The following is a 22,444-nucleotide window of genomic DNA, read 5'->3' as shown; positions in this document are numbered from 1 at the left end:
GGGGGACACGGCGCGTACGAGATAAGGGATCAGCTGTAGAAGTAGCGCGAGGAATGGGTCACCACGGTGCCCCGCTCACCCCAGTAGGACTTGATGTCGGCGCGGTAGTGGGTGTCCTCGTAGGCCGTGGCCAGGCTCCGGCAGGTGCTGCCGGAGTGGCCGTAGTAGTTGTTGTTGTCCCGCCAGGAGGGGCTGGGGCCGGACCGGCTGATCGGGACCAGCGTCACCTGCACCCAGCGGGCGCCCTCGGTGTTGTAGGCCTGCGCGCAGAAGCTGTCGGTCCCGTCGTTGTAGCTGACGGTGCCGTCCCCGACCGAGGCCGAGAACGAATTGGCCGACGCCGGCTGGGCGAGGGTGAAAGTCATCGCGGCGGCGCCGATTCCCACCACGGCGGCCTTGACCAGTTTCTTCATTATTCCCTCTCATCTCGAGTGGATAACGAGTCCTGCCGTCACCGATCTTGAACCAGGGAATCGTTCCGAAAAAGACCTCGCACGCATCGTTCACCCGTCTGCCACGAGAACTTCAACGTCCGCCGGCGCGGGCACGGCGGGTCAGGACGCCCAGCCGCGGAGTTCCTGGACGGCGAGGCGGGCGGCGGTGCCGATGGCGGCGTCGGCGCGGGGATGGGTGGCGGCGGTGCTGCGGGCGCGGGTGAAGACGGCCAGGGCGTAGCGGCCGCCGTCGGGGTACTCGACCACGCCTATCTCGTTGCGCAGGGTCAGCAGGGTGCCGGTCTTGCCGCTGACGAGGACGTCGTCGTAGGGGAAGCCGGAGGCGAGGCGGTGCGGCCAGATCTGGAGGCCCAGCATGCGGCGCATCTGGGCGCACTCGGGGGCGGGGGCTGCCTCGTCGCGCCAGATCGCGGCCAGGAGACGGGTCAGTTCGCGGGGGGTGCCGCGGCTGGAGACGGCGGGGTCGAGCGCGGACAGGCGTCCGGCCACCCCGGGGTCGGTGAGCCGCGTCCACAGGTCCGCCGGGTCGGTGACCCCGGCGTCGGCCATCAGGGAGGCGTGCAGGTCGCCCGCGCTCCCCGTCACGCGGGTCCGGACCAGGCCCAGGTCGGTGAGGGTCCGGTTGACGTGGTCGAGGCCGACGCGTTCCAGGACGGTGTCGGCCGCCGTGTTGTCGCTGACCGTGATCATCATGCAGGCCAGGTCGCGCAGCGACATGCGGATCTCGTCGAGCAGCACCGACGTCCCGGTCCCGCCGGCCACCCTGGCGCCGGGGGGAAGCGCCACCTGCTCCACCGGGTCGAGTTCGCCCGCCGCCGCGCGGCGGAAGAACGCGACCAGGAGCGGGACCTTGAAGACCGAGGCGAGCACCACGCTCTCGTCGGGGCGCACGCCGATCTCGCGGCCGGAGTCCAGGTCGACCGCGTGCAGCCAGCCGACGACTCCGGCCTCGCGGAACGCGCCCTCGATCACCGCCGTCACGCCGCACCCCCGCTGCGGGACGGAGGTCGGGCTGCGGGCACGGTCGAGGCTACCGCGACGCGGAGGGGAGGGCGAGGGCTCATGCGAGGAACCCCGACGACGGGCGGAGGACGACGCGCTGGTGGACGGGGGTCATGGCGGCCTCTGTACGCAGGACTCGGGTGGTCACCTCGATGAGGTCGGCGAGGGGCCCCTCGGGCGGGGCTCCGGAACGCCAGGCGCAGGACGTCCGCTGCAGGAGCGGGTCGCCCAGCAGGGGCCGCCACACCGTGCCGGGGGCGGCGGGCGCGCGCGGGACGAGGGCCACGGCGGTGCCCGCGAGCACGAGGCCCAGGGTGAACTGGGGGTGCGGGGACTCGTGGACGGCGCCCGGGACGAACCCGTGCCGGGCGCAGGAGGCCAGCAGGTCCTCCAGCGCGGCGGGGGGCATCTCGCGGCGGGACACCACGAGGTCGTGGCCCTCCAGGTCGGCCAGGCGCAGCTCGGGCGCGGCGGCCGGCGGGGAGCCGTCGGGCAGCAGGACGCCCAGGGGCTGGCCGAGCATCGGGCCGAGGGACAGGCCCGCGGTGTCGCACGGGTGGCGGAGCACCCCGGCGTCGAGCGTGCCGTCGGCCAGCGCGCGCAGGTGCTCCTCGGTCGGGGCGGGACGCAGGTCCAGGGGCAGGTCGGGCCGGACGTCGCGGAACGTGCCGAGGAGGGCGGCGATCACGGCGCCGTCGAGGTCCTCGGGGACGCCGACGCGCAGCACGTCGCGTTCTCCGGCCCGTTCGGCGACCGCGCGGATCCGGTCGACCCGCACGAGGAGGTCGCGGGCCTCCTCCAGCAGCAGCCGGCCGGACGCGGTGAGCGCGACGCGGCGGCTGGAACGGTCGAACAGGCGGGTGTCGAGCTCCTTCTCCAGCCGCTGGATACGCTGGCTGAGCGGCGGCTGGGCCATGCCGAGCCGCTCCGCGGCCCGGCCGAAGTGCAGTTCTTCGGCGACCACGACGAAGCACTCGAGATGCCCCACCAGGTTCATGGCCAGGGAGTATATCCAGTCGGATATCAATCCGTGAGTGATACCCATCTTGGACATATCGCGAATCTTCTGCTGTTCTGGTGGCTCCTCAGGGGGAAGGAGAGACGCGGATGCGCCGAACCGTAGTGGCAGCGGTGGCCGTACCGACGGTCCTGGCCGTGGGCGCCGGGGTCTTCTGGGCGGTGAACAGGGACGAGGGGCCCAAGCCGGTCACCGAGCGGTTCCTCGACGCCTGGCAGCGCCGCGACGCCGCCGCGATGGCGGCGCTCACCGCGGGCGGCCCCGCCGACCTCCCGGCCCTGCTCACCCGCACGTGGACCGACCTGGGCGTCGTCGACCAGCGCCTCAGCCTGGCCGGCGTCGGCGAGGGCGAGGACGCCAAGGCCCTCTACCGGGCCGAGCTCACCCTCGGGCAGGGTCAGAAGTGGAAGTACGACGGCATGTTCTCGTTCGTCAAGAACGACGCCGGGTGGCGGGTCCGCTGGACCCCGTCCGTGCTCCACCCCGACCTGCGGGACGGCCAGCGGCTCAGCTCCGCCCGCGCCTTCCCCGACCGCGCGGCGATCACCGCCGCCAACGGCTCCGACCTGCGCGGCAGCTCCTCCGGATCGGTGCAGCAGCTGCTCGGGCCGGTCGGCCCCGCCACCGACAAGGCCGCCGCCGAGTTCGGCGCCCCCTACCGCAAGGACGACCCGGTCGGCCTCGACGGGCTCAACCGCCAGTACGAGAAGCGGCTGGCCGGCACGCCCGCCACGGTCGTGCGGATCGTCGACGCGAAGGACGAGCCGGTCAAGACGCTCCAGCGTTTCGGCGGCCGGGAGGGCGAGCCGCTGAAGACCACCATCGAACCGCGCGTCCAGCAGGCCGCCGGAACGGCGCTCTCGACCGCGAAGAAGAACGCCTCGATGGTCGTCGTCCGGCCCTCGACCGGCGAGATCCTCGCCGTCGTCAACAAGCCCGGCGGCTACAACCGCGCGCTCATGGGCCAGTACCCGCCCGGCTCCACCTTCAAGGTCGTGACGGCGGCGGCGCTGGTCGCGGGCGGGCTCGGCGTCGCCAGCAAGGTGGACTGCCCCGCCACGACGACGATCAACGGCCGCACCTTCAAGAACGCCGGGTACGAGAAGTTCGGCAGCATCCCGTTCCGGGAGGCGTTCGCCCACTCCTGCAACACCACGTTCGCCGATCTTGCCGTCGACAGGCTGGGCGAGAAGAAGCTGGCGGCGGTCACCTCCCAGTTCGGCTTCAACGTGCCGATCATCGCGGGCCTCCCGGCGGTGCGGGCGGCGTTCCCCGCCGTCAAGGACGACACCGCGCTGGCCTCCGCCGCGTTCGGCCAGGGCGAGGTGCTCACCAGCCCGCTCAACATGGCCTCGGTCGCCGCGGCCGCCGCCGACGGCACCTGGCGCTCTCCCAGGCTGGTCTCCCGGGGGCTGGCGGGCCAGGCGCTCGACGCGGGCGGAAAGAAGCCCGAGCCCGACCACCCGCTCGACCCCGCCGTCCGCAAGGCGCTGCGCGTCCTGATGCCCGCCGTCGTCTCCGAGGGCACCGCCCACGCCGTCGACTTCCCCGCCGGGACCGCGGGCAAGACCGGCACCGCCGAGTTCGGCTCCGGCGAGGAGCCGCCCGCCCACTCCTGGTTCATCGGCTACAAGGGCGACATGGCCTTCTCCGTCATCGTCGAGGACGGCGGCGCCGGAGCCGAGGCCGCCGCCCCCATCGCCGCGAAGTTCCTCAACTCCCTGTAGGAGGGGGACCGGCGGCCCCGCCCGCTACGGAAGCGCGGCGGCGATGCGGCGCCATTCCTCCCGCGGGAAGGCGTTGGAGTCCGCGGTGAGGACCTGGAGGCAGACGTGGTCGGCGCCGGCCGCCCGGTGCTCGTCCACCCTGCGCCGGATCGCCTCCTCGTCGCCCCAGGCGATCAGGGCGTCGAAGAGGGGGTCGCTCACCGACTCCAGGTCCTCGGCGGAGAAGCCGAGGCGGAGCAGGTTGTTGGCGTAGTTGGGCAGGGCCAGGTAGTTGCGCAGCCAGCCGACGCCGACCTCCCGCGCCTCCTCCCGGGTCGAGCACAGGACCACCGTCTGCTCGGGGAGGACGAGCGGCCCCTCGCCGAGGGTCTCGCGGGCCGTCCTGGTGTGGTCGGGGGTGACGAGGTAGGGGTGGACGCCCCCGGAGCGCTCGGCGGCGAGGGCGAGCATCTTGGGGCCGAGGGCGGCCAGGACGCGGCTCCCGGCGGGAACGGGGCGCTCCGCCCGGTCGAGGCCGTCGAGGAAGGCCGTCATCGCCGCCAGCGGCTTGCGGTAGCGGCCCGCCTCCTTCTGGTCGACCAGCGGGGCGTGGCTCACGCCGATGCCCATCAGGAAGCGGTCGCCGTGCTCGGCGGTCAGCGACGCGTGGGCGTCCGCGGCCTCCTCCGGGGTGTGCATCCACAGGTTGAGGATGCCGGTCGCGACGACCGCCCGCCGGGTCGCCCCCAGCAGGTTGCCGACCGCGTCGAAGACGGGGCCTCCGACGTCCGGTATCCACAACGCGCTGTAGCCCAGCTCCTCGAGCTCCGCGGCCGCCTCCGCGGCCTGGCCCTTGTCTCCGTAACGCAGCTGCTGGCTCCACACGCCGACGCCGGAAAGCTCCATGGGTCATCCTTCCTGGGACCTGTCTGTGCCGTGATCAACAACCTACCCAGGCGTTCCCATCCCACCGGGACCGTCGTGCTTCGCGGCGTGAGGCGTGCGCGCTCAGCCGTTCACCGGTACCGGGACCGCGGGGGCGACCCAGCGGGTGAGGTAGCGGGTGAGCTCCTCCGGTGAGCGGGGCGGGACGCCCGGGGCAGTCACCAGGGACTGGATGACGCGGAGCAGGTGCTCGGCGAGCTCGGCCAGGTCCTCGTCGCCGTAGCCCAAGGCCTCCCAGTCGACGGGGAAGCGGCGCAGCATGGTCCGCCCGAACCCGATCGCGGTCGGGGAGGTGATGCCGACGGCCAGGAGGTCGGCGCGTTCCGGGGCCAGCAGGAGGGACAGGCGGGGGTCCTGTGGCAGGTGCTCCAGGACGTAGACGATCGCCGCGACCACGATCTCGCCCGGGTCCTCGCGGGTGGAGCAGTGCTCGGCGAGGCGCTCGATGAAGGGTTCGGCCGCCGACTCCGCGCTCGCCAGCAGCAGGTCGGTGGTGCTGGGGAAGTGGCGGTAGACCGTCTGCCGGGTCACGCCCAGTTCCGCGGCCACGTCGGACAGGCTCGTCTTGACGGGCCCGTAGCGCTCCAGGCAGCGGTTCGCCGCCTCCAGAATGCGCTGCCTCGCCTCCGCCTCGGTGTGCGGCGGACTGCCTTTCCATCCTCTGCCGGCCATGGGCCCAGTGTGGCATCTCCACCCTTGTCATACATCATCCAAAATTTGTATGGTGCATGACGTGGCTTCGTATGAGACTCAGTCGGTGACAGACCCGGCGCTGTATGACGACCCTTGGGACTTCTACGCCTGGCTCAGGCGCGAGCAGCCCGTCCGGTACGACAAGGACAACGACCTCTACGTGCTCTCGCGGCATGCCGACGTGGTGACGGCGTCGCGGGACAACGAGCACTTCAGCGCCGCGCAGGGCGTACGGCCGATCAACATGGTCCCCCTGTCGATCGTGGCCATGGACGATCCCGAGCACTCGCGCCAGCGCCGCCTGCTCTCCCGCGGGTTCACCCCCCGGCAGGTCAGGCAGCTCACCGACCACGTGCGCGAGCTGACCAACGACGTGATCGACAAGGTCGAGACCTCCGGCGAGATCGACTTCGTCGCCGACCTCGCCCGGCACGTGCCGCTCATCGTCATCGCCGAGCTGCTCGGGCTCGACCGCGACCTGTGCGACAAGCTCTACGAGTGGTCCGACGCGATGATGTCCGGAGAAGGCCAGAGCGACTTCGAGAGCCCGGTGCTCCTGCGGGCCACCGAGGCCTTCGTGGAGTACACGACGGTCGTCAGCGAGGCCGTCCAGCAGCGCAGGCAGCAGACGGAGCCGGGCACGGACCTGCTGTCGCTGCTGACCGCGGCGTTCGACGAGGGCAAGCTCGACCACAGCGAGGAGCTGCGGACGCAGCTCAACGAGACGACCGGCATGGAGGAGCTGTCCGACCAGGAGCTCCTGATGTTCTGCGTCCTCCTCATGGTCGCCGGGAACGAGACGACCCGTAACGCGATCGCGGGCGGTCTGCGCGCCTTCACCCTCTTCCCCGAGCAGCGGGAGCTCCTGCGCACCAACCCGGAGCTCATCGACAGCGCCGTGGACGAGATCGTCCGCTGGACCAGCCCGGTCCTCAACTTCCTCCGGACGGTCACCGCCCCCATCACCCTCAGCGGCGTCGACCTCAAGCCCGGAGACCGCGTCCTGCTCCTGTACCAGTCGGCCAACCGCGACGAGGAGGCCTTCGACAAGCCGGACGAGTTCCGCATCGACCGCAGCCCCAACCCCCACGTCGGCTTCGGCATCGGCACCCACTACTGCATGGGCGCCAACCTGGCCCGGATGGAGATCAAGGTCGTCTTCGAGGAGCTCTTCCGCCGCCTCCCCGACATCGAGGTCTCCGACCCCGACGCCCTCCCCAAGCGCAACCCCTCCGCGTTCGTCGCGGCGATCCAGAGCATGCCCGCCCGCTTCACCCCCGTCCAGGGCGGCAGCGGCGGCTGCCCCGTCGCCCACTGACGCGGGACGGCACCGGAACGGCCGCCGCCGGTCAGACGGTGACGGCCGAACCGGTGTAGACGTTCATGGAGGAGCCCCGAAGGAAGCCGACCAGGGTCAGGCCCTGGTCGGCGGCCAGGTCGACGGCCAGGGAGGACGGGGCCGAGACCGCGGCGAGCAGGGGGATGCCCGCCATGACGGCCTTCTGGACGAGTTCGAAGGAGGCCCTGCCGCTGACCATGAGGATCGTCTCCCGCAGCGGAAGGCGGCCGGAGCGCAGGGCGTGGCCGACGGCCTTGTCCACGGCGTTGTGGCGGCCGACGTCCTCACGGACGCAGACCAGCTCGCCTTCGGGGGTGAAGAGCCCGGCGGCGTGCAGGCCGCCGGTACGGTCGAAGACGCGCTGCGCCTCACGCAGCCGGTCGGGCAGCACGGCCAGCGTTTCGGGGGCGACGCGCAGCGGGTCTTCGGCGAGGTTCCAGGGGGCGGTGGTGGCGATGGCCTCCAGGCTGGACTTCCCGCACAGGCCGCACGAGGACGTCGTGTAGAAGTTGCGCTCCAGCGAGGCGTCGGGCGGCGGGACGCCGTCGGCCAGGACGACGTCCACGATGTTGTAGGTGTTGGAGCCGTCGTCGGCCGCGCCCGCGCAGTAGCGGATGCCCGCGATGTCCGCCGCGGTGCGCACGACGCCCTCGCCCACCAGGAACCCGGCGGCGAGGTCGAAGTCGTCGCCGGGGGTGCGCATGGTCACCGTCAGCGCCCTGCCGCCGACCCGCAGCTCCATGGGCTCCTCCACCGTCAGGGTGTCGGAGCGGTGGGTCACCTGCCCGTCGCGGACGCGCAGGACCGGGCGGCGGGCGGTCACCCTCCCCATCAGGACGCCGCTTCCAGCCGGACCACGACGGCCTTGGACGTCGGGGTGTTGCTGACGTCGGCGACGCTGTCGAGGGGCACCAGGACGTTGGTCTCGGGGTAGTAGGCGGCGGCCGAGCCCGGCGTCGTCGGGTAGGAGACCACGGTGAAGCCGGGGGCACGCCGCTCGACCCCGTCCTCCCAGACGCCGACCAGGTCGACCCGGCCGCCGTCGGCGATGCCCAGGTCCGCCAGGTCCAGCGGGTTGACCATCACCACGCGGCGCGAGCCCTTGATGCCCCGGTAGCGGTCGTTCTCCGTGTAGGGGACGGTGTTCCACTGGTCGTGCGAGCGCAGGGTCTGCAGGATCAGGTGCCCCCGGGGCGCCTTCAGCATCGTGAAGGCGTTGCGGGTGAAGACGGCCTTGCCCTGCGGGGTGTTGAAGACGTGGTCGTTCACGGGGTTGGGCAGCCGGAAACCGCCGGGCTCGCGGACCCGGGCGTTGAAGTCCTCGAAACCCGGGACGACGCGGGAGATCCGGTCGCGGACGGCGTCGTAGTCGGCCTCGAACTCCTCCCACGGCAGCTCGGGCCCGTCCGCCAGGGTCAGCCGGGCGAGGCGGGCGATGATCGACACCTCGCTCAGCAGGTGCTCCGACGCGGGCGGCAGCTTGCCCCGGGACGTGTGGACCTGGCTCATGGAGTCCTCGACCGTCACGAACCGCTCGACGCCGTCGCGGACGTCCCGGTCGCTGCGGCCCAGCGTCGGCAGGATCAGTGCCGTGTCGCCGCAGACGGTGTGGGAGCGGTTGAGCTTGGTCGAGATCTGCACGGTCAGCCGGCAGGAGCGCAGCGCCGCCTCGGTGACCTCGCTGTCGGGCGTGGCGCGCACGAAGTTGCCGCCCACCCCCAGGAAGACCTTCGCCCTCCCGTCGCGCATCGCCCTGATCGCCTCCACGGTGTCCATGCCGTGCCCGGCCGGCGGGGTGAAACCGAACTCCTTCTCCAGGGCTTTCAGGAACCACGCGGGAGGCTTCTCCCAGATGCCCATCGTCCGGTCGCCCTGGACGTTGCTGTGGCCGCGCACCGGGCACACCCCCGCGCCGGGGCGGCCGAGGCCGCCGCGCATCAGCAGGAAGTTCACGATCTCCCGGATCGTCGGAACGCCGTGCTTGTGCTGGGTCAACCCCATCGCCCAGCACACGATGATCTTCTTGCTCGCCAGGACCCGGGCGTGCACGTCCTCGATCTGCTCGCGGGTCAGCCCGGTGGCCTCCAGCACGTCCGGCCACGTCGTGAGGCGGGCGTGCTCGGCGAACTCGGCGAACCCGGTGGTGTGGGCGGTGATGAACTCCCGGTCCAGGACGGTGCCGGGAGCGGCGTCCTCGGCCTGGAGCAGCAGCAGGTTCAGCGCCTGGAACAGGGCGAGGTCGCCGCCGGGACGGATCTGCAGGAACACGTCCGCGATCTGGGTGCCCTTCCCCAGCACGCCCCGCACCTTCTGCGGGTGCTTGAACCGCATCAGCCCCGCCTCGGGCAGCGGGTTGACCGCGACGACCCGGCCGCCGCGGCGCTTGGTCTCCTCCAGCGCCGAGAGCATCCGCGGGTGGTTGGTGCCCGGATTCTGGCCCACCACGAAGACCAGATCGGCTTCGTGGAGGTCGTCCAGGCTCACGCTGCCCTTGCCCGTGCCCAGCGTCTGGTTCAGCGCCGAACCGCTGGACTCGTGGCACATGTTCGAGCAGTCCGGCAGGTTGTTGGTCCCGAACGCCCGCGCGAACAGCTGCAGCAGAAAGGCCGCCTCGTTGCCCAGGCGTCCCGAGGTGTAGAACAGCGCCTCGTCCGGGCCGTCCAGACGGCGCAGTTCCCCGGCCACCAGCCCGAGCGCCTCGTCCCACCCGATCGGCTCGTAATGGTCCGAACCGGGCCGCTTGACCATCGGCTCGGTCAGCCGCCCCTGCCGGTTGAGCCACTGGTCGGACTTCCCGTCCAGCTCCGAGACCGCGTGGCTCCGGAAGAAGTCGGGGGTCACCCGCCGCGTCGTCGCCTCGTCCGCGACGTGCTTGGCGCCGTTCTCGCAGTACTCGTTCAGGTGCCGCCTGCCCGGCTCCGGCCAGGCGCAGCCCGGGCAGTCCAGCCCCTCGTCCTGGTTGACGTTCAGCAGCGTCAGCGCCGCCCGCCGCACCGACGTCTGCCCCAGCGCGTACCCCAGGGCGTGCGCCACCCCCGGCACCCCGGCCGCCCACTCCTTGGGCGCGCTGACGGAAAGGCGCCCCTCGTCCCTGTCCTCGACCGCACCCATGGCTCTCTCCTGACTCGTCCACGCCCGTCCTCCATTAAAGCGGCAGGCCCCGGCGGTCTCGAGGGCGAGACGGCCGGGGCCCGCCGGTTCGGTGGAGATCCCGTGTCCCGCCGGAACCGCTCGGATCAGGCTCCCCCCTGCTCCTCCTCGACCCGGCGGTTCCACTCGCGCTTGGCGGCCTGCCAGCCGTCCTCGTTCTGGCCGAGCCGCCAGTAGCCCGAGATGGAGACGCGGTCCCGCGGGAGGCCGCGCTCGATGAGCAGCAGCCGGCGCAGCTCCCTGACGAAGCCCGCCTCCCCGTGGACGAACGCCTGCGGCTCGCCCGCGGGGAAGTCCAGCCCGCGGACCGCCCGGACGAGGGCCTCGCCCACGGGAGCGTCGCCGCGGTGCACCCAGGTGATCACCGCGTCTCCGGAGGACTCCAGTTCCAGCTCCTCCTCCGGCCCCGCCACCTCGATGAAGGCCAGGGCCCGGGCGCCTCGCGGCAGCCGCTCCAGCGTCGCCGCGATGGCGGGGAGGGCGCTCTCGTCGCCCGCCAGCAGATGCCAGTCGGCGTCCGCGCCGGGAGCGTAGCCTCCCCCCGGTCCGGCGAAACGGACCACGTCGCCCGGCTGCAGCCCGGCGGCCCAGGGCCCGGCCGGTCCTTCGTCACCGTGGTGGACGAGATCGACGGTCAGCTCGCGCCTCCCGGCGTCCCACCGGCGCACGGTGTAGGTGCGCATGGCGGGCCACTCCTCCCGAGGGAGGTCGGCACGGATGCGCTGCAGGTCGAAGGGCTCCGGATAGATCACGCCCGGGACGGGGAGCAGCAGTTTGATGTAGTGGTCGGTGTACTCGCCCGCGCTGAAGTCCGCCAGGCCCGGACCGCCCAGCACGATGCGGAGCAGGCGCGGAGTGAGTCGTTCGACCCGCTGGACCTCCGACCGGGTGACCCGGCGCCCTCTCCCCTGCCCGCCGCCCGGACGCCCTCCCGGACGGCCCTGCCGTCCCGGACGGTCTGGAGCTTCTGTCATCTGTGGTCCCTTCCTGGGCCTGGACGCTTTTGGATCAGGCCTCGCCGGGGACCTTCACGCCCAGCTTCCCGGCGGCCTCGACGAGCCCCTTCCACACCTTCGGACCCACCGGGACGCCCTCGGCCGCCCGGGTGGCCGCGATCGCGGAGCCGCCCTCGCCGGGGTAGCGGACCTCGGTGTCCTCGTCCGCCCGGGGCAGGCCCTTGAGCGTGTCGACGGTGGCGGCGACCGAGTCGGCGAACGCCTCGCCGGCCCCGAACGCGGCGGGGTCGACCGCGATGATCAGGGCGTTCTGCCGGTGGACCCTGCCCTGCGGGTCGTCGCCGTGGAACGAGGAGAGGATCGGCGCGCCGACCATGACGCTGGTGAGCAGCTCGAAGACCAGGGACATGCCCGCGCCCTTGGCGCCCGCCATCGGCAGCGGCATCTCGGCGAGATCCGGGTCGGTGGTGGGGGTGCCGTCGGCGGTGGCCGCGGCGCCCTCCGGCAGCTCCCTGCCGGCGTTCCGGTACTGGGCGATCTTGCCCAGCGCGATCGTCGCGGTGGCCATGTCGAGCAGCACCGGCGGACGGCCCGGCGCGGGGACGGCGATCGCGAGCGGGCTCGTCGCCACCGCCGCGCCCTTGACGCCGGTGTAACCCATGTTGGGCATGCCCGCCACGAACGCGATGCCGGTGAGGCCCGCCTCCGCGATGAGGGTGGTGTAGTAGCCGATGGCGCCGGTGTGCACGGTGCGGCGCACGCCGACCGCGCCGATGCCGTTGGCGCGTGCCCGCGCGATCGCCTCGTGCGCGGCCGCGGTGAGGGCGACGGGACCGGGGGCCCGGTCGGCGTCCAGGAGCGCGACGCCCGGCACAGTGGAGGCGAGCCTGACGTCGGGCGCGGGGTTGGCCTCGCCGGACTCCAGCAGCTCCAGGTAGCGGGGGACGCGGGCGACGCCGTGGGAGTCGACGCCGCGCAGGCTCGCCCAGATCAGCACGTCACTGATGGTCTCGGCGTGCTCGGCGCCGGTGCCCGCCCGGGTGAAGAGCTCGGCCACGAAGCTCTTCAGCTCGGCGGCGGGGATCACGACTTTCGTCGGTGGCATGGGTGGCTCCGGTCTGTGCTCAGCGGGAAACGGAGATGTTGACGATCGCGGTCGTGCCGCCCTGGACCGCCCGCAGCGCGCGCTCCAGCGCGGGCGCCAGCTCGGCGGCCTTCTCCACGGCCTCGCCGTGCATGCCGAACGGCTCGGCGAAGCGCGCCAGCTCGGGCTGGCCGCCGAGGTCCACGCCGAGGAACTCCCCGGTGTCGACCGCCGCGCCCTCGGGGTAGAAGCGCAGGTGGTTCAGCTTCATGGAGAGGTACTTGCGGTTGTTGAAGACCACGATCAGCAGCGGGAGCCCGTTGGTTTTCGCGGCGTCGAGCGACGGGATGACGGGGTTGTAGAGGAACGCCCCGTCGCCGACCGTCAGGACGACGGGCCGCTCGGGAGCGGCGAGCTTGACGCCCAGCGCGACCGCGATGCCCTGGCCGAGGCCGCCCTGCACGTAGAAGTACGAGTCGGGCTCGTCGTTCTTCAGGTGGCGCTGGACGACCCTGCTGTGGGTGATCGTCTCGTCGACCACGATCGCGTCCTCGCCCTCGATCACCTCGCGCAGCGCGGCGGCCACCGTGACCGGGTCGAGCCCGTCGGCGTTCGCCGCGCGCTCCTCGGCCGCCTCGATCGCCCGGGTCTCGGCCCGGCGGCGGGTCAGCTGCGCCCGGCTCCGCCGCTCCAGCAGCGCCTCGTCCGGCGCCGCCTCGCGGGTCAGCCGGGCCATCTCCCGGAGGGTGGCCGCGACGCCGCCTTCCAGGTAGTGGTCGGCGAAGAGCACCTGGTAGGCGATGTGCGGGCGCTGCGGCACCTCGTCGATGACGACGATCTTCGCCTTCGCCGGCCTCCGGCTGGGCGGGTAGAACGGCGCACGGCAGTTGACCAGCAGGATGAGGTCCGCCGCGTCCGCTCCCTCGACGAACGGGCCGATGTCGCTGCCCGCGTGCAGCTCGTGCGTGCGGGGGAAGTTCGCGCACACCGCCGAGTTGGGCTCGACGACCGGGATCCGCGCCGCCTCGGCGAAGGCGACCAGCGCCTCCATGCCACCGGCCTCGCGGCCGGTCGTCTCGGTGACGATCACCGGGTTCGCCGCCCGGGACAGCAGGTCGAGCACCGCCGCGATCTCGTCGGGCGCGCTGACCGTCGAGCCCCTGCGCGCGACCGGCTTGAGCTCGTGCTCCGCCCAGGGTTCGAGCAGGATCTCGAGCGGGATGTTGAGGTAGGCGGGTCCGGCCGGAGCCCGCTCGGCGAGTTCGGCCGAGCGGGTCACCATGCCGGTGAGGGTCGAGACGCTGCCGACCTGGTTGGCCCACTTCACGAAGGGCTGCGCCATCTGGTGCGGGCCGCCCACGACCGACAGGTTGCGGTACCACTGACCGCCCGGGTCGGGCCCGGGTCCGTCGCCGTAGGTGACGGACTCCGACGAGGAGACGACCATCGGCACTCCCGCCAGGAGCGCGCCGTGGACCGCGCACGCGCCCTGCAGGAGACCGGGGCCCGCGTGCAGCAGCACGCCCTGGGCCCGGCGGGTGAGGAGCCCGTAGCCGGTGGCCATGCCGACGGCCACGGTCTCGTGCGTCAGGTCGAGGTACTTCGGGCAGGGCAGCCCGTCGCGGTGGCGCCTGGCCAGCGACTCCCAGACCGGCGCCCATTCCGAGCCCGGCGAGGAGAAGACGTAGTCGGACCCGATCGCGTTGAACGCGGCGATGACGGCGTCTCCGCCGTCGGTGCGGTGTGTCATGGCGCCCTTCTCAGCCCTCTACCGGCCAGTCGAGCACCTCGCAGATGCCCCGGCCCATGATCCACTCCAGTTCCTCGGCGCTGAGGTCGAAGTGCTTGGTGAACTGCTCGATCGTGTCGGTGTAGGTCAGGCCGTGCCCCATGAGGCGGGTCAGGTCGGTGCCCCAGAAGCAGCGCTCGGGCCCCATCCGGTCGACCATCTCGCGCACGTACTTCTCGATGTTGAGGTTGGGGAACGGGTGCGTGGAGTAGCCGGGGATCGCCGAGACCTTGACGTAGACGTTGGGGTGCTCGTGCAGGTCGGCGGTCTCCTGCACCCAGTAGCCGATCGCGTCGTCGACGCAGCGGGCCATGATGCCCATGTGGTCGATGATGATCTTCAGGTTCGGGTGCCGGGCGGCGATCTCGCCGAGCTCCCGCTTCCAGATCGGGGCGTGCACCATGGTGGGGATGCCGAGCTCCTCGGCGACCGGCCAGTACCAGTCGTTGGTGCCGTCGATCATCCAGTTGCGGTCCTGCGGCCGGTGGAAGGTCAGCCGGGTGCCCTTGACGTAGGGGTTCTGGGCGAAGTCCCGCAGCATGGCCGTGCCCTCGACCGGGTCGTCCTGCGGGACGCGGGCCATGATGCCGAAGCGGTCCGGGTGCGCCTCGCACGCCTCGAGGGAGTAGTCGATGCGGTTGCCCTCCCAGGAGGGCGGCAGGATCAGCGCGCGGTTGACGCCGGCCTCGTCCATCAGGGCCAGGCACTCCTCGTAGCTGAACGGGTCCTCGCGGTGGCCGTTCAACCGGATCCGCTCGCGGGCGCCCGGAACCCAGGGACGGTCGGGGGTCTCTTCCTTCCAGACATGGACCTGGGAATCGACGACAAACATTTCGGGCGTCCTTTCTTTTGATTTTCGCCTTATCGGATGCGACGTACGCTATAGGCCGGAAGTGGCCTTAAGGAGCCCTCAGCGCGCAATCGCTTGTTGCACGCGGCGACACTTGACGGTCAGCCGCCCCGTTTGCCGTCGATGGTGTCCAGCACGTACTCGGCGATCGCCATGGAGGACGTCGCCGCAGGTGAGGGGGCGTTCCGCACGGCCGTGATCCGGCCGAGCCGGTGGATGCGGAAGTCCTCGACGAGAGTGCCGTCGCGGTCGAGCGCCTGGGCGCGCACGCCCGCGCCGCCCGGGTGGACGTCCTCCGGTCCGATCTCGGCGACATAATTCCGTGCGGACTTCATGAAAGCCTTTTTGGAAAGGGAGCCGCGCATTTCCTTGACGCCGGTCCGCCAATGCCGCGCCGCCATCTTCCAGGTGCCGGTCCAGCGCGCCATCTGGACCAGGTCGCTTACGGAGACGTCGGAGAGGCGGTACCCCTCGCGCGCGAACGCGAGCACCGCGTTGGGGCCGACGTCCACGGTGCCGTCCACCCGGCGGGTGAAGTGCACGCCGAGGAACGGGTAGCGGGGGTCGGGGACCGGGTAGATGAGGCCGCGGATCAGATCGGCCTTCTCCGGACGGATCAACATGTACTCGCCGCGGAACGGGACGATCCGGGGGCCGGGGTCATCGCCCGCCAGGCCGGCGACGAGGTCCGACTGGATGCCCGCGCAGATGATCAGCCGGTCGACCCTGACCGCCTCGTCCCCGGAGGCGACCTCGATCCCGCCCGTCACCTCGGTGATCCGGGTGACCGGGAACGACAGCCTGATCTCGCCTCCGGCCCCGACGACGTCGTCGCCGAACGACTCGGTGATCCGCACGTAGTCGGTGATCGCGGTGCGCGGCGAGTGCAGGGCCGCCAGGCCGGTGCAGTGCGGCTCGATCTCGCGGATCTCCTCGGGGCCGACGCGCCGCAGCCCCGGGACGTGGTTGTCGCCCGCACGGGCGGCCAGGGCGTCCATCCGCTCGACGTCCTGCGGGGTGACGGCGACGACGAGCTTGCCGCACTCGTCGAACGGCAGCTCCCGTTCCCGGCAGTACTCGCGGATCATCGCCGCGCCGCGCGTGCACAGCTCGGCCTTGAGGCTGCCGGGCGTGTAGTAGATGCCCGCGTGGACGACACCGGAGTTGTGGCCGGTCTGGTGGACCGCGACCCGGTCCTCCTTCTCGAAGACGACGACGCGGGTTCCGGGCCGCCGCAGGGTGATCTCCCTGCCGATCGCGAGCCCGACGATTCCGGCGCCGATGATGCCGACGGTCTCCTCAGCCATGGTGGATCGCGAACGTCTTGACCCGGGTGTAGAAGCGCAGCGCCTCCGAGCCCTGCTCCTTGAAGGGCGAGCCGGAGTCGCGGAACCCGCCGAACGGGTGGTGCACGTCCCAGCCGGAGGTGGTGGTGTTGACCGCGACCTGCCCGGCCTCGACGGCGTCGATGAACCGGTGGGCGGCGCCGAGGTCCCCGGTGAAGACCGCGGCGGCCAGGCCGTAGACGGAGTCGTTGACCTCGGCGACGGCCTGGTCGAACCCGTCGACGGGCCGGACGGCCAGGACCGGCCCGAAGACCTCCACGCGCCAGACGTCCATCTCGGGGGCGACCCCGGTGAGGATCGTCGGGGCGACGTAGCAGCCGTGGGCGTAGGCGTCGCCTTCGGGGGCGCCGCCGCCGAGCACGACCTCGGCTCCCTGCGCCACGGCGGTGTCGATGTCCTTCAGGACGCTCTTGCGGTGGGACGGGCTGACCAGCGGCCCGACCCTGGTCGCGGCGTCGCGGCCGGATCCGACGGGCAGCGCGGCGGCCTTCTCGCACAGCAGCCCGACGAACGCGTCGTGCACGGAGCGCTCGACGAGGACCCGGCTGGTGGCGGTGCAGCGCTGCCCGGCCTGCCCGAACGAGGCGGCGACGACGGCCGCCGCGGCGGCCTCCAGGTCGGCGTCGGCGAGAACGACCGTGGCGTTCTTGCCGCCCAGCTCGCCCTGGAAGCGCACGTTGCGTTCGGCGAACCGGACCCGCAGTCGCTCGCCGACGGCGTTGCCGCCGGTGAAGGTCACCGCGGCGATCCGCGGGTCGGACAGCAGCGCCTCGGAGATCTCCGAGGTCCGCCCGGTGATGACGTTCAGGACCCCGGCGGGCAGCCCGGCGTCGTGCAGGGCGCGCGCGAGGTGCAGCGCCGACAGCGGTGTCTCCGTCGCCGGCTTGAGCACCGCGGAGTTGCCGGCGGCCAGGGCCGGGGCGAGCTTGCGCGCCGGGGTCAGCAGTGGATCATTCCAAGGCGTGATCGCCAGGACGACGCCGAGGGGCTCGCGCTGGAAGCCGGCCTTGGTGCCGGGCCGCACGTCGTGCAGGAGGGCTCCGTAACCCTCACGGGCGGTGCCCGCGTAGTACTCGAGGAAGTCGGCGGCCTTGAGCGCCTCGCCGGTGGCCTCCGCCAGGGTCTTGCCGTTCTCCGCGCTCACGTCCGCGGCGACGGCCTCGGCACGCTCACGCAGCAGCGCCGCGGCCGCGAAGAGAATCCCGGCGCGCTCGAACGGCGACATACCGCGCCAGACGGCGAAGCCTTCCGCGGCGGCGCCGTAGGCGTCCCGGACGGCCTCTGCGCTCAGGGCGGGCACACGGGCGACGGGCTCGCGGACGTCGGTGGGGTCGAACACGTCCACCCACGTCTCGGCCCCCGCCCAGCGTCCTCCCGTAAGGGTCTCCGTCTGCTGCACGGGCATGGAGTTCTCCTTCGATACAGGATGAGAGATGCCCACGATAGGGAGCGGCGAACGGCGCCGACCACGGCCCCTGCGGCATGCATTGCTTGCGTCCTCCGCACCCTGCGGACCCGGTCCCGCATGGTGGAATCAACCCGTCACCTGCGGATACGCCCCGAGAGGAAACCCATGCCCTACGCCGTGATCGCCCGTTACCGGGTCGCTCCCCACGACGCCGGACTCGTCCGCCGGACCCTGCTGGAGATGCGCGAGCGCACCCTGGAGGAACCCGCGAACCTCGCCTACATCGTGCACGTGGACCCCGCGGAGGAGAACGTCTTCACGCTCTACGAGCAGTACACCGACCAGGCCGGTTTCGAGGCCCACAAGCAGACCCCGCACTTCACCGAGCACGTCCTCGGAACGATCTTCCCCAAACTGACGGACCGCACCGTCACGTTCCTCGACGTCCTCTGATCCGGGATCGACCCGATGCCGCGGCGCGGGCGAACTACCATCGTGTTATGACCGCACAGCCGATCGAACCCGTTCCCGGGCCTTCGCGGAAGTGGCCCGAAAAGAACCCCAAGGACTTTCGGGCCTTCCTGATCCCTGAAGAACGGGCGGACTTCGACCGCCTGTACGAAGAAGTCATGACCACCGCGATCAGAGACGGCGACCTCGTACCGGTACACGAATTCATCGAGACCTGGTGGCGGATCGCGGTCTTCTCCATGGACCAGGACAGGCACCGCAGAACGCTGAGCACGATCGACGAACTGAACCGAGGCGAGCACGTCCCGACCGTGGACGCGGGCGAGATCCTCCGCCGGCGCCTGGCGGAAGGCCGGTGACCTACCGCGTAGAAGAGACCGACGACGCCCTCGGCGTCCTGATCGCTCTCCCCTCGGACGCGGTGATCTCCTACCTGGAAATGAGAGCCGCCCTCGAACTCGACCCCTGGACAGGCGACCCGTACCGTCCCGACAACCCGAAAGCGGACAATTCCCGTGTCATGGCGTTCGCCAGCGGCTGCGGCATGGCCCACTACGTCATCATCGAACACCTGCAGGACCCCGACCGGCGCGTCGTGATCGCGAGTGTCCTCTGGGCGGGATGAGCGCCTTCGCCATCGGCTTGGGGTTCCCGCCGCGGCCGGGGATCGCGGCCTCGTTCCGCACGGTGAAGCGCCCGGGTCGGAGTCGATCCGGGCGCTTCGGTGAGGGTTCCTACAGTTCGTTGCCCCAGCACATGCGGGCGATGGTCTCCACGTGGACCAGTTTGCGGCGCTGGGCGTCGGCGGGGATCGCGGGGCGGCCCGCCACGTCGGAGAAGCCGGCGTTCGGGGTGACCGCGATGTCCTCGATGTCCTTCAGCTCGGCTGCGGCGTCCATGCGCTGCATGATCGTCTCGACGTCCTCGAGTTCGGCGACGGACGCGTCGACGATGCCCAGGGCGGCGTCGCGGTCGGCGGGGACGGCGCGGAGCAGAGCCGCCTCGGCCTCGGTGCCGTGGGCGTAGGGCAGGACCCATCGGTCGACCGGCAGGTCCGCGAACAGGCGGGCGGCGGCCTCGCCGTCCGCGGTCTCCGCGGCCTTGTGGGTGGGGCAGAGGCCGATCCGGACGTTCTCTGGCCTGTCTTCCAGGTCCACCGCGAGGGAGTCGATCGCGACGGCCTCTTCCAGGGTCAGGGGCTGGCCGCCTCGGGAGAACAGGTAGGAGGCGTAGCGGAAGTTGTTCAGCTGGACGAGGCGGACGCCGCGGGAGATGAGCTGCTGGATCTCGTCGCGGACGATCCGGGCCAGGACCTCGCCGAGCTCGACCGGGCTCCGGTAGGCGCCGCCGGGGTCGAAGCAGGTGGCGGCCAGGAACGCCGGGGATGGGAGGGACGCCTTGGGGGCCGCCGTCTTGGTCAGTTCTGCGGCCACGGCGGGGTCGATCGCGACGAGCGGCTTCCCGGCCTTCAGCTCGCCGTCGGCTACCCACCGGGGGCGGTCGTGGTCGTCGGTGCCGTCGGTGCGACGGAAGCCGCTGACGGCGTTCAGGACCGTGCTGCGGAAGTCCTCACCGCGGAAGTCGCCGTCGGTGACGACCGAGAGGCGGAGCTTGCGCTGGTACTTGACGACCTCGGCGATCGCCTCGTCCTCGGCGGCGCGCAGGCCGCCGTCGTCGAGTTCGCCCGCGGCGTGCCGGGTGCGGGCGTTCAGGACCTCGACGGGGCGGACCAGGCTGCCGTGGTGGTCGATCCGGAACTTGTATGTGTCGGCCATGTCTACTTCTCCTGCTGCTTGCCGGGAACGCCCCAGGCCGGGAACTCCAGCTCGTAACCGAGGGAGCCGAGTGCCTCTTCGCACGCCTTCTGGTCCTCCTCGGGGGTGCCGCCCGAGACGCCGAGCCCGCCGAGGATCTCTCCGCCGCGCTTGATCGTGACGCCGCCGTCGGTCGCCACGATGGGCTGGGATCCCATCGTGGAGAGCTGGGCGAAGAAGCCGGGATTGCTGTTCGCCCAGCCCTTCAGCATGTTGCTGGGCCGCTCCATGACGGCGGAGGTGTAGGCCTTGGAGATGGCGATGTTCGGGGTGAGCGGACGGGCGCCGTCCACGCGCTTGACCGACAGCAGGAAGCCGCCGGCGTCCACCACCGCGATGCTGAACGCCTTGCCGACGCTCCTGCCGCTGCGCAGCGCGGCGTCGATGATGTCCTCTGCTTCTGCCAGGGTGAGTTTCACGGTCATGCCTTCTTGGCGGAGAGGCGCTCGCGGATGCGGACGAGCGCGGCGTTGAACAGGTCGGGGCGCTCCCAGTACATGGAGTGCGGGGCGTCCGGGATGAGCTCCAGGTGCGAGCCCTTGACGAGCTCGTGCGCCTTCCTGACGGTCGCGGGGCTGATGACCGCGTCCTTCTCGCCGGCGAGGAAGGTGACGTCCAGACCGGACGCGGCGACCTCCTCGATCGACGGGCCGCCGACGGTCAGGTTGCGCAGGTCGGCCATCTTGGCGACGTTGAAGGTGCCCTGCTGCTGGAACAGGAAGGTCATGTCCTTCCGGTTCTGCTGGAAGTCCCTGCTCAGCAGGCGGTCGATGACCGGCAGCCTGACGGCCTCGGCGCGGTCGGCCGCCACCAGCTCCGACAGCTCGGGGTCGCTGATGCCGCCGAGGGAGTGGCCGAGCGCCACACCGCTGATCCGCTCGGGACGGGCCAGGCCGGCCCGCAGCGCCGCGACCGCGCCGATGGACTGCCCGAAGACGAGCACGTCGGTGAGGTCCTCGGCGTCCAGGACGGCCAGGACGTCGCCGGGGAAGTCCTGGCCGTCGAACTCCGGCATCGAGGAGTCGGAGTTGCCGAAGCCGCGCAGGTCGATGGTGATGAGCGTGTAGCGGTCGCGCAGGGCCGCGACCTGCTGCCACCAGGCGGCGTGGTGGCCGCCGGAGCCGTGGATCAGCGCGATCGCCGGGCCCGAGCCGTGCACCTCGTAGTAGATCCTGACGGTGCCGTCGGAGAGTGCGACGCCCATGGGTTGTCCTCCTTGCGTGGACGGGGTCAGGCCGGACGGCGGCCGTGGTACACGAGTTCGATCATCGTGTGGTCGGGGTCGTGGATGTAGCAGAACTTCGACTGGTTCTCCGGCCGCTCGATCGGCCGGGTGTGCCGGATGCCGAGCTCCTTGAGATGGGCCAGGAAGCCGTCCCAGTCCTCCACCTCGATGGCGAAGTGGTAGGGGGCCATGCGGTCCATCTCCTCGACCGGCGTGAAGTGCAGGTCGAAGTTGCCGCGGGTCATCAGCAGCACCTTGGTGTTGCTCTTGGGGGTGATCGGCTTGAGGCCGAAGACCTTGGCGTACCACTCCTTGGTCCGCTCGACGTCGGTCGTCGGGAAGTTCACGTGGTGGATGTACTTGGGTGCGTTGGGTGCGTTGCTCATCGCCGTGCCTTTCGTGCGGTCATGCTGTTGCGGCGTGCACGGGATTGGACAGAACGCCGATCCCGCTTATCTCGATCTCGACGGTGTCGCCCGGCTCCATCTGGCAGGTGCCGTCCGCGCCCATCCACAGGACGTCGCCCGGGTGCATCGTGATGTACCTGGTCGTCTCGACGATGTACTCGTACGGGTCGAAGATCATCGCGCCGGTGGGGAAGGCCCGTCCCACCTCGCCGTTGACGCGCATCGTCGTGGTCTGGGCGAGCGGATCGACGTCGGTCTCGATCCACGGGCCCATGGGCTTGAAGGTGTCGCTGTTCTTGCTGCGCCAGAACGAGCGGTCCGCGTGCTGCCAGGCGCGGGCGCTGACGTCGTTGCCGATCGTCCAGCCGAAGACCCCCTCGCGCGCCTCGGCGTAGGAGGCGTTGCGCAGGGTGCGCCCGATGACCGCGACGACCTCGCCTTCGGCCTCGAACCGCCCCTCGACTCCGGCGGGCCTGACGATCGGCGAGCCGTGGCCGGTGAGGGCGTTGTTGGCCCGGTAGCCGACCTCGGGCCGTTCGGGGAGCTTCGCGCCCTGGTGGCCGCGGGCTCGGGCGTGCTCCACGTGGCTCTTGTAGTTGAGTCCGACGGCGTAGAAGACCGGCGGGATGACGGGTGGCAGGAACACCGCCGAGTCCAGCGGCACGGCCCTGCCCGTCTCGCTCTGTCCGCCCTCGATGGGCGAGCCGTCCAGGAGGTGGACGGCGTCGCCGTCCACCCGGCCCCAGCGCGGCCCCCCGTCGAGGGCGATGCGGCAGAATCTCATCG

At 71.4% G+C, this 22,444-nt stretch carries 23 protein-coding genes; 5 read left to right on the top strand and 18 right to left on the bottom strand.

The window, feature by feature from the left end; genetic code table 11:
• Positions 1–29: 29 nt before the first annotated feature.
• The 3 genes from C2865_RS05055 to C2865_RS05045 all read right to left on the bottom strand — a co-directional run bounded on the left by C2865_RS05055 (position 30) and on the right by C2865_RS05045 (position 2,454).
• Complete coding sequence (locus C2865_RS05055) at positions 30–413, bottom strand: hypothetical protein (RefSeq protein WP_106397064.1); 384 nt, start codon at positions 411–413, stop codon at positions 30–32.
• 141 nt (positions 414–554) lie between these two features.
• Entirely contained in the window at positions 555–1,436 is an 882-nt protein-coding gene (locus C2865_RS05050; protein ID WP_232835361.1) for a serine hydrolase, read from the bottom strand.
• Positions 1,437–1,515: 79 nt separating this feature from the next.
• On the bottom strand, positions 1,516–2,454 hold the full coding sequence (locus C2865_RS05045) for a LysR family transcriptional regulator (RefSeq protein WP_106397063.1): 939 nt from the start codon (positions 2,452–2,454) through the stop codon (positions 1,516–1,518).
• A gap of 110 nt (positions 2,455–2,564) precedes the next feature.
• On the opposite strand from C2865_RS05045, the gene C2865_RS05040 reads away from it, so the two are divergent.
• The gene (locus C2865_RS05040; RefSeq protein WP_106397062.1) at positions 2,565–4,202 is read left to right on the top strand and encodes a penicillin-binding transpeptidase domain-containing protein; all 1,638 of its coding nucleotides are present in this window, start codon (positions 2,565–2,567) and stop codon (positions 4,200–4,202) included.
• Positions 4,203–4,226: 24 nt separating this feature from the next.
• Here C2865_RS05040 and C2865_RS05035 read toward each other — a convergent pair whose 3' ends face one another.
• The gene (locus C2865_RS05035; protein WP_106397061.1) at positions 4,227–5,087 is read right to left on the bottom strand and encodes an LLM class F420-dependent oxidoreductase; all 861 of its coding nucleotides are present in this window, start codon (positions 5,085–5,087) and stop codon (positions 4,227–4,229) included.
• A 102-nt stretch (positions 5,088–5,189) separates the two neighbouring features.
• Positions 5,190–5,798, bottom strand: a complete 609-nt coding sequence (locus tag C2865_RS05030; RefSeq protein WP_106397493.1) for a TetR/AcrR family transcriptional regulator — start codon at positions 5,796–5,798, stop codon at positions 5,190–5,192.
• A gap of 85 nt (positions 5,799–5,883) precedes the next feature.
• On the opposite strand from C2865_RS05030, the gene C2865_RS05025 reads away from it, so the two are divergent.
• Entirely contained in the window at positions 5,884–7,137 is a 1,254-nt protein-coding gene (locus tag C2865_RS05025) for a cytochrome P450 (RefSeq protein ID WP_157963565.1), read from the top strand.
• Between the two features lie 31 nt (positions 7,138–7,168).
• Here the strand turns inward: C2865_RS05025 and fdhD are convergent, their stop codons facing one another.
• From fdhD to C2865_RS04985, 8 genes are all read right to left on the bottom strand, one after another.
• A complete protein-coding gene (gene fdhD, locus C2865_RS05020; protein ID WP_106397059.1) occupies positions 7,169–7,990 on the bottom strand; it encodes a formate dehydrogenase accessory sulfurtransferase FdhD in 822 nt (273 codons plus the stop codon).
• Positions 7,990–10,269 (bottom strand): FdhF/YdeP family oxidoreductase, encoded by a 2,280-nt coding sequence (locus tag C2865_RS05015; RefSeq protein ID WP_106397058.1) that lies wholly within the window; start codon positions 10,267–10,269, stop codon positions 7,990–7,992. Before C2865_RS05015 ends, fdhD begins: the two co-directional genes overlap by 1 nt.
• A gap of 125 nt (positions 10,270–10,394) precedes the next feature.
• Positions 10,395–11,282, bottom strand: a complete 888-nt coding sequence (locus tag C2865_RS05010; protein ID WP_106397057.1) for a siderophore-interacting protein — start codon at positions 11,280–11,282, stop codon at positions 10,395–10,397.
• 34 nt (positions 11,283–11,316) lie between these two features.
• Positions 11,317–12,369: an Ldh family oxidoreductase gene (locus C2865_RS05005; protein ID WP_106397056.1), complete on the bottom strand. Its 1,053-nt coding sequence runs from the start codon at positions 12,367–12,369 to the stop codon at positions 11,317–11,319.
• Positions 12,370–12,388: 19 nt separating this feature from the next.
• Complete coding sequence (locus C2865_RS05000; RefSeq protein WP_106397055.1) at positions 12,389–14,098, bottom strand: thiamine pyrophosphate-dependent enzyme; 1,710 nt, start codon at positions 14,096–14,098, stop codon at positions 12,389–12,391.
• Positions 14,099–14,108: 10 nt separating this feature from the next.
• On the bottom strand, positions 14,109–14,969 hold the full coding sequence (locus C2865_RS04995; protein ID WP_106397054.1) for an amidohydrolase family protein: 861 nt from the start codon (positions 14,967–14,969) through the stop codon (positions 14,109–14,111).
• A 119-nt stretch (positions 14,970–15,088) separates the two neighbouring features.
• Entirely contained in the window at positions 15,089–16,294 is a 1,206-nt protein-coding gene (lhgO, locus tag C2865_RS04990) for an L-2-hydroxyglutarate oxidase (RefSeq protein WP_106397053.1), read from the bottom strand.
• Positions 16,287–17,738, bottom strand: coding sequence for an aldehyde dehydrogenase family protein (locus C2865_RS04985; RefSeq protein WP_106397052.1), 1,452 nt, complete (start codon positions 17,736–17,738; stop codon positions 16,287–16,289). Before C2865_RS04985 ends, lhgO begins: the two co-directional genes overlap by 8 nt.
• A 168-nt stretch (positions 17,739–17,906) precedes the next feature.
• On the opposite strand from C2865_RS04985, the gene C2865_RS04980 reads away from it, so the two are divergent.
• The 3 genes from C2865_RS04980 to C2865_RS04970 are packed head-to-tail and all read left to right on the top strand — an operon-like array spanning position 17,907 to position 18,837.
• The gene (locus C2865_RS04980; RefSeq protein ID WP_106397051.1) at positions 17,907–18,194 is read left to right on the top strand and encodes a putative quinol monooxygenase; all 288 of its coding nucleotides are present in this window, start codon (positions 17,907–17,909) and stop codon (positions 18,192–18,194) included.
• 47 nt (positions 18,195–18,241) lie between these two features.
• A complete protein-coding gene (locus C2865_RS04975; RefSeq protein WP_106397050.1) occupies positions 18,242–18,571 on the top strand; it encodes a DUF6247 family protein in 330 nt (109 codons plus the stop codon).
• On the top strand, positions 18,568–18,837 hold the full coding sequence (locus tag C2865_RS04970; protein WP_106397049.1) for a hypothetical protein: 270 nt from the start codon (positions 18,568–18,570) through the stop codon (positions 18,835–18,837). The genes C2865_RS04975 and C2865_RS04970 overlap by 4 nt, the downstream gene beginning before the upstream one ends.
• A 109-nt stretch (positions 18,838–18,946) precedes the next feature.
• Here C2865_RS04970 and C2865_RS04965 read toward each other — a convergent pair whose 3' ends face one another.
• From C2865_RS04965 to C2865_RS04945, 5 genes are read right to left on the bottom strand one after another with little or no spacing between them, the layout of a single operon-like run.
• On the bottom strand, positions 18,947–19,987 hold the full coding sequence (locus C2865_RS04965; protein ID WP_106397048.1) for a uroporphyrinogen decarboxylase/cobalamine-independent methonine synthase family protein: 1,041 nt from the start codon (positions 19,985–19,987) through the stop codon (positions 18,947–18,949).
• Positions 19,988–19,989: 2 nt separating this feature from the next.
• Positions 19,990–20,451, bottom strand: a complete 462-nt coding sequence (locus C2865_RS04960) for a GlcG/HbpS family heme-binding protein (protein ID WP_106397047.1) — start codon at positions 20,449–20,451, stop codon at positions 19,990–19,992.
• On the bottom strand, positions 20,448–21,230 hold the full coding sequence (locus C2865_RS04955; protein WP_106397046.1) for an alpha/beta fold hydrolase: 783 nt from the start codon (positions 21,228–21,230) through the stop codon (positions 20,448–20,450). Before C2865_RS04955 ends, C2865_RS04960 begins: the two co-directional genes overlap by 4 nt.
• Positions 21,231–21,256: 26 nt before the next feature.
• Positions 21,257–21,637, bottom strand: a complete 381-nt coding sequence (locus C2865_RS04950; protein WP_106397045.1) for a VOC family protein — start codon at positions 21,635–21,637, stop codon at positions 21,257–21,259.
• A 19-nt stretch (positions 21,638–21,656) separates the two neighbouring features.
• Positions 21,657–22,442, bottom strand: coding sequence for a fumarylacetoacetate hydrolase family protein (locus C2865_RS04945; protein WP_106397044.1), 786 nt, complete (start codon positions 22,440–22,442; stop codon positions 21,657–21,659).
• Positions 22,443–22,444: the final 2 nt, after the last annotated feature.

It is taken from the genome of Actinocorallia populi, from assembly GCF_002995495.1.
GTDB lineage: Bacteria > Actinomycetota > Actinomycetes > Streptosporangiales > Streptosporangiaceae > Actinocorallia > Actinocorallia populi.
Note: the sequence above shows the minus strand (reverse complement) of the source record. Positions and strands in the feature narration are given on the sequence as shown.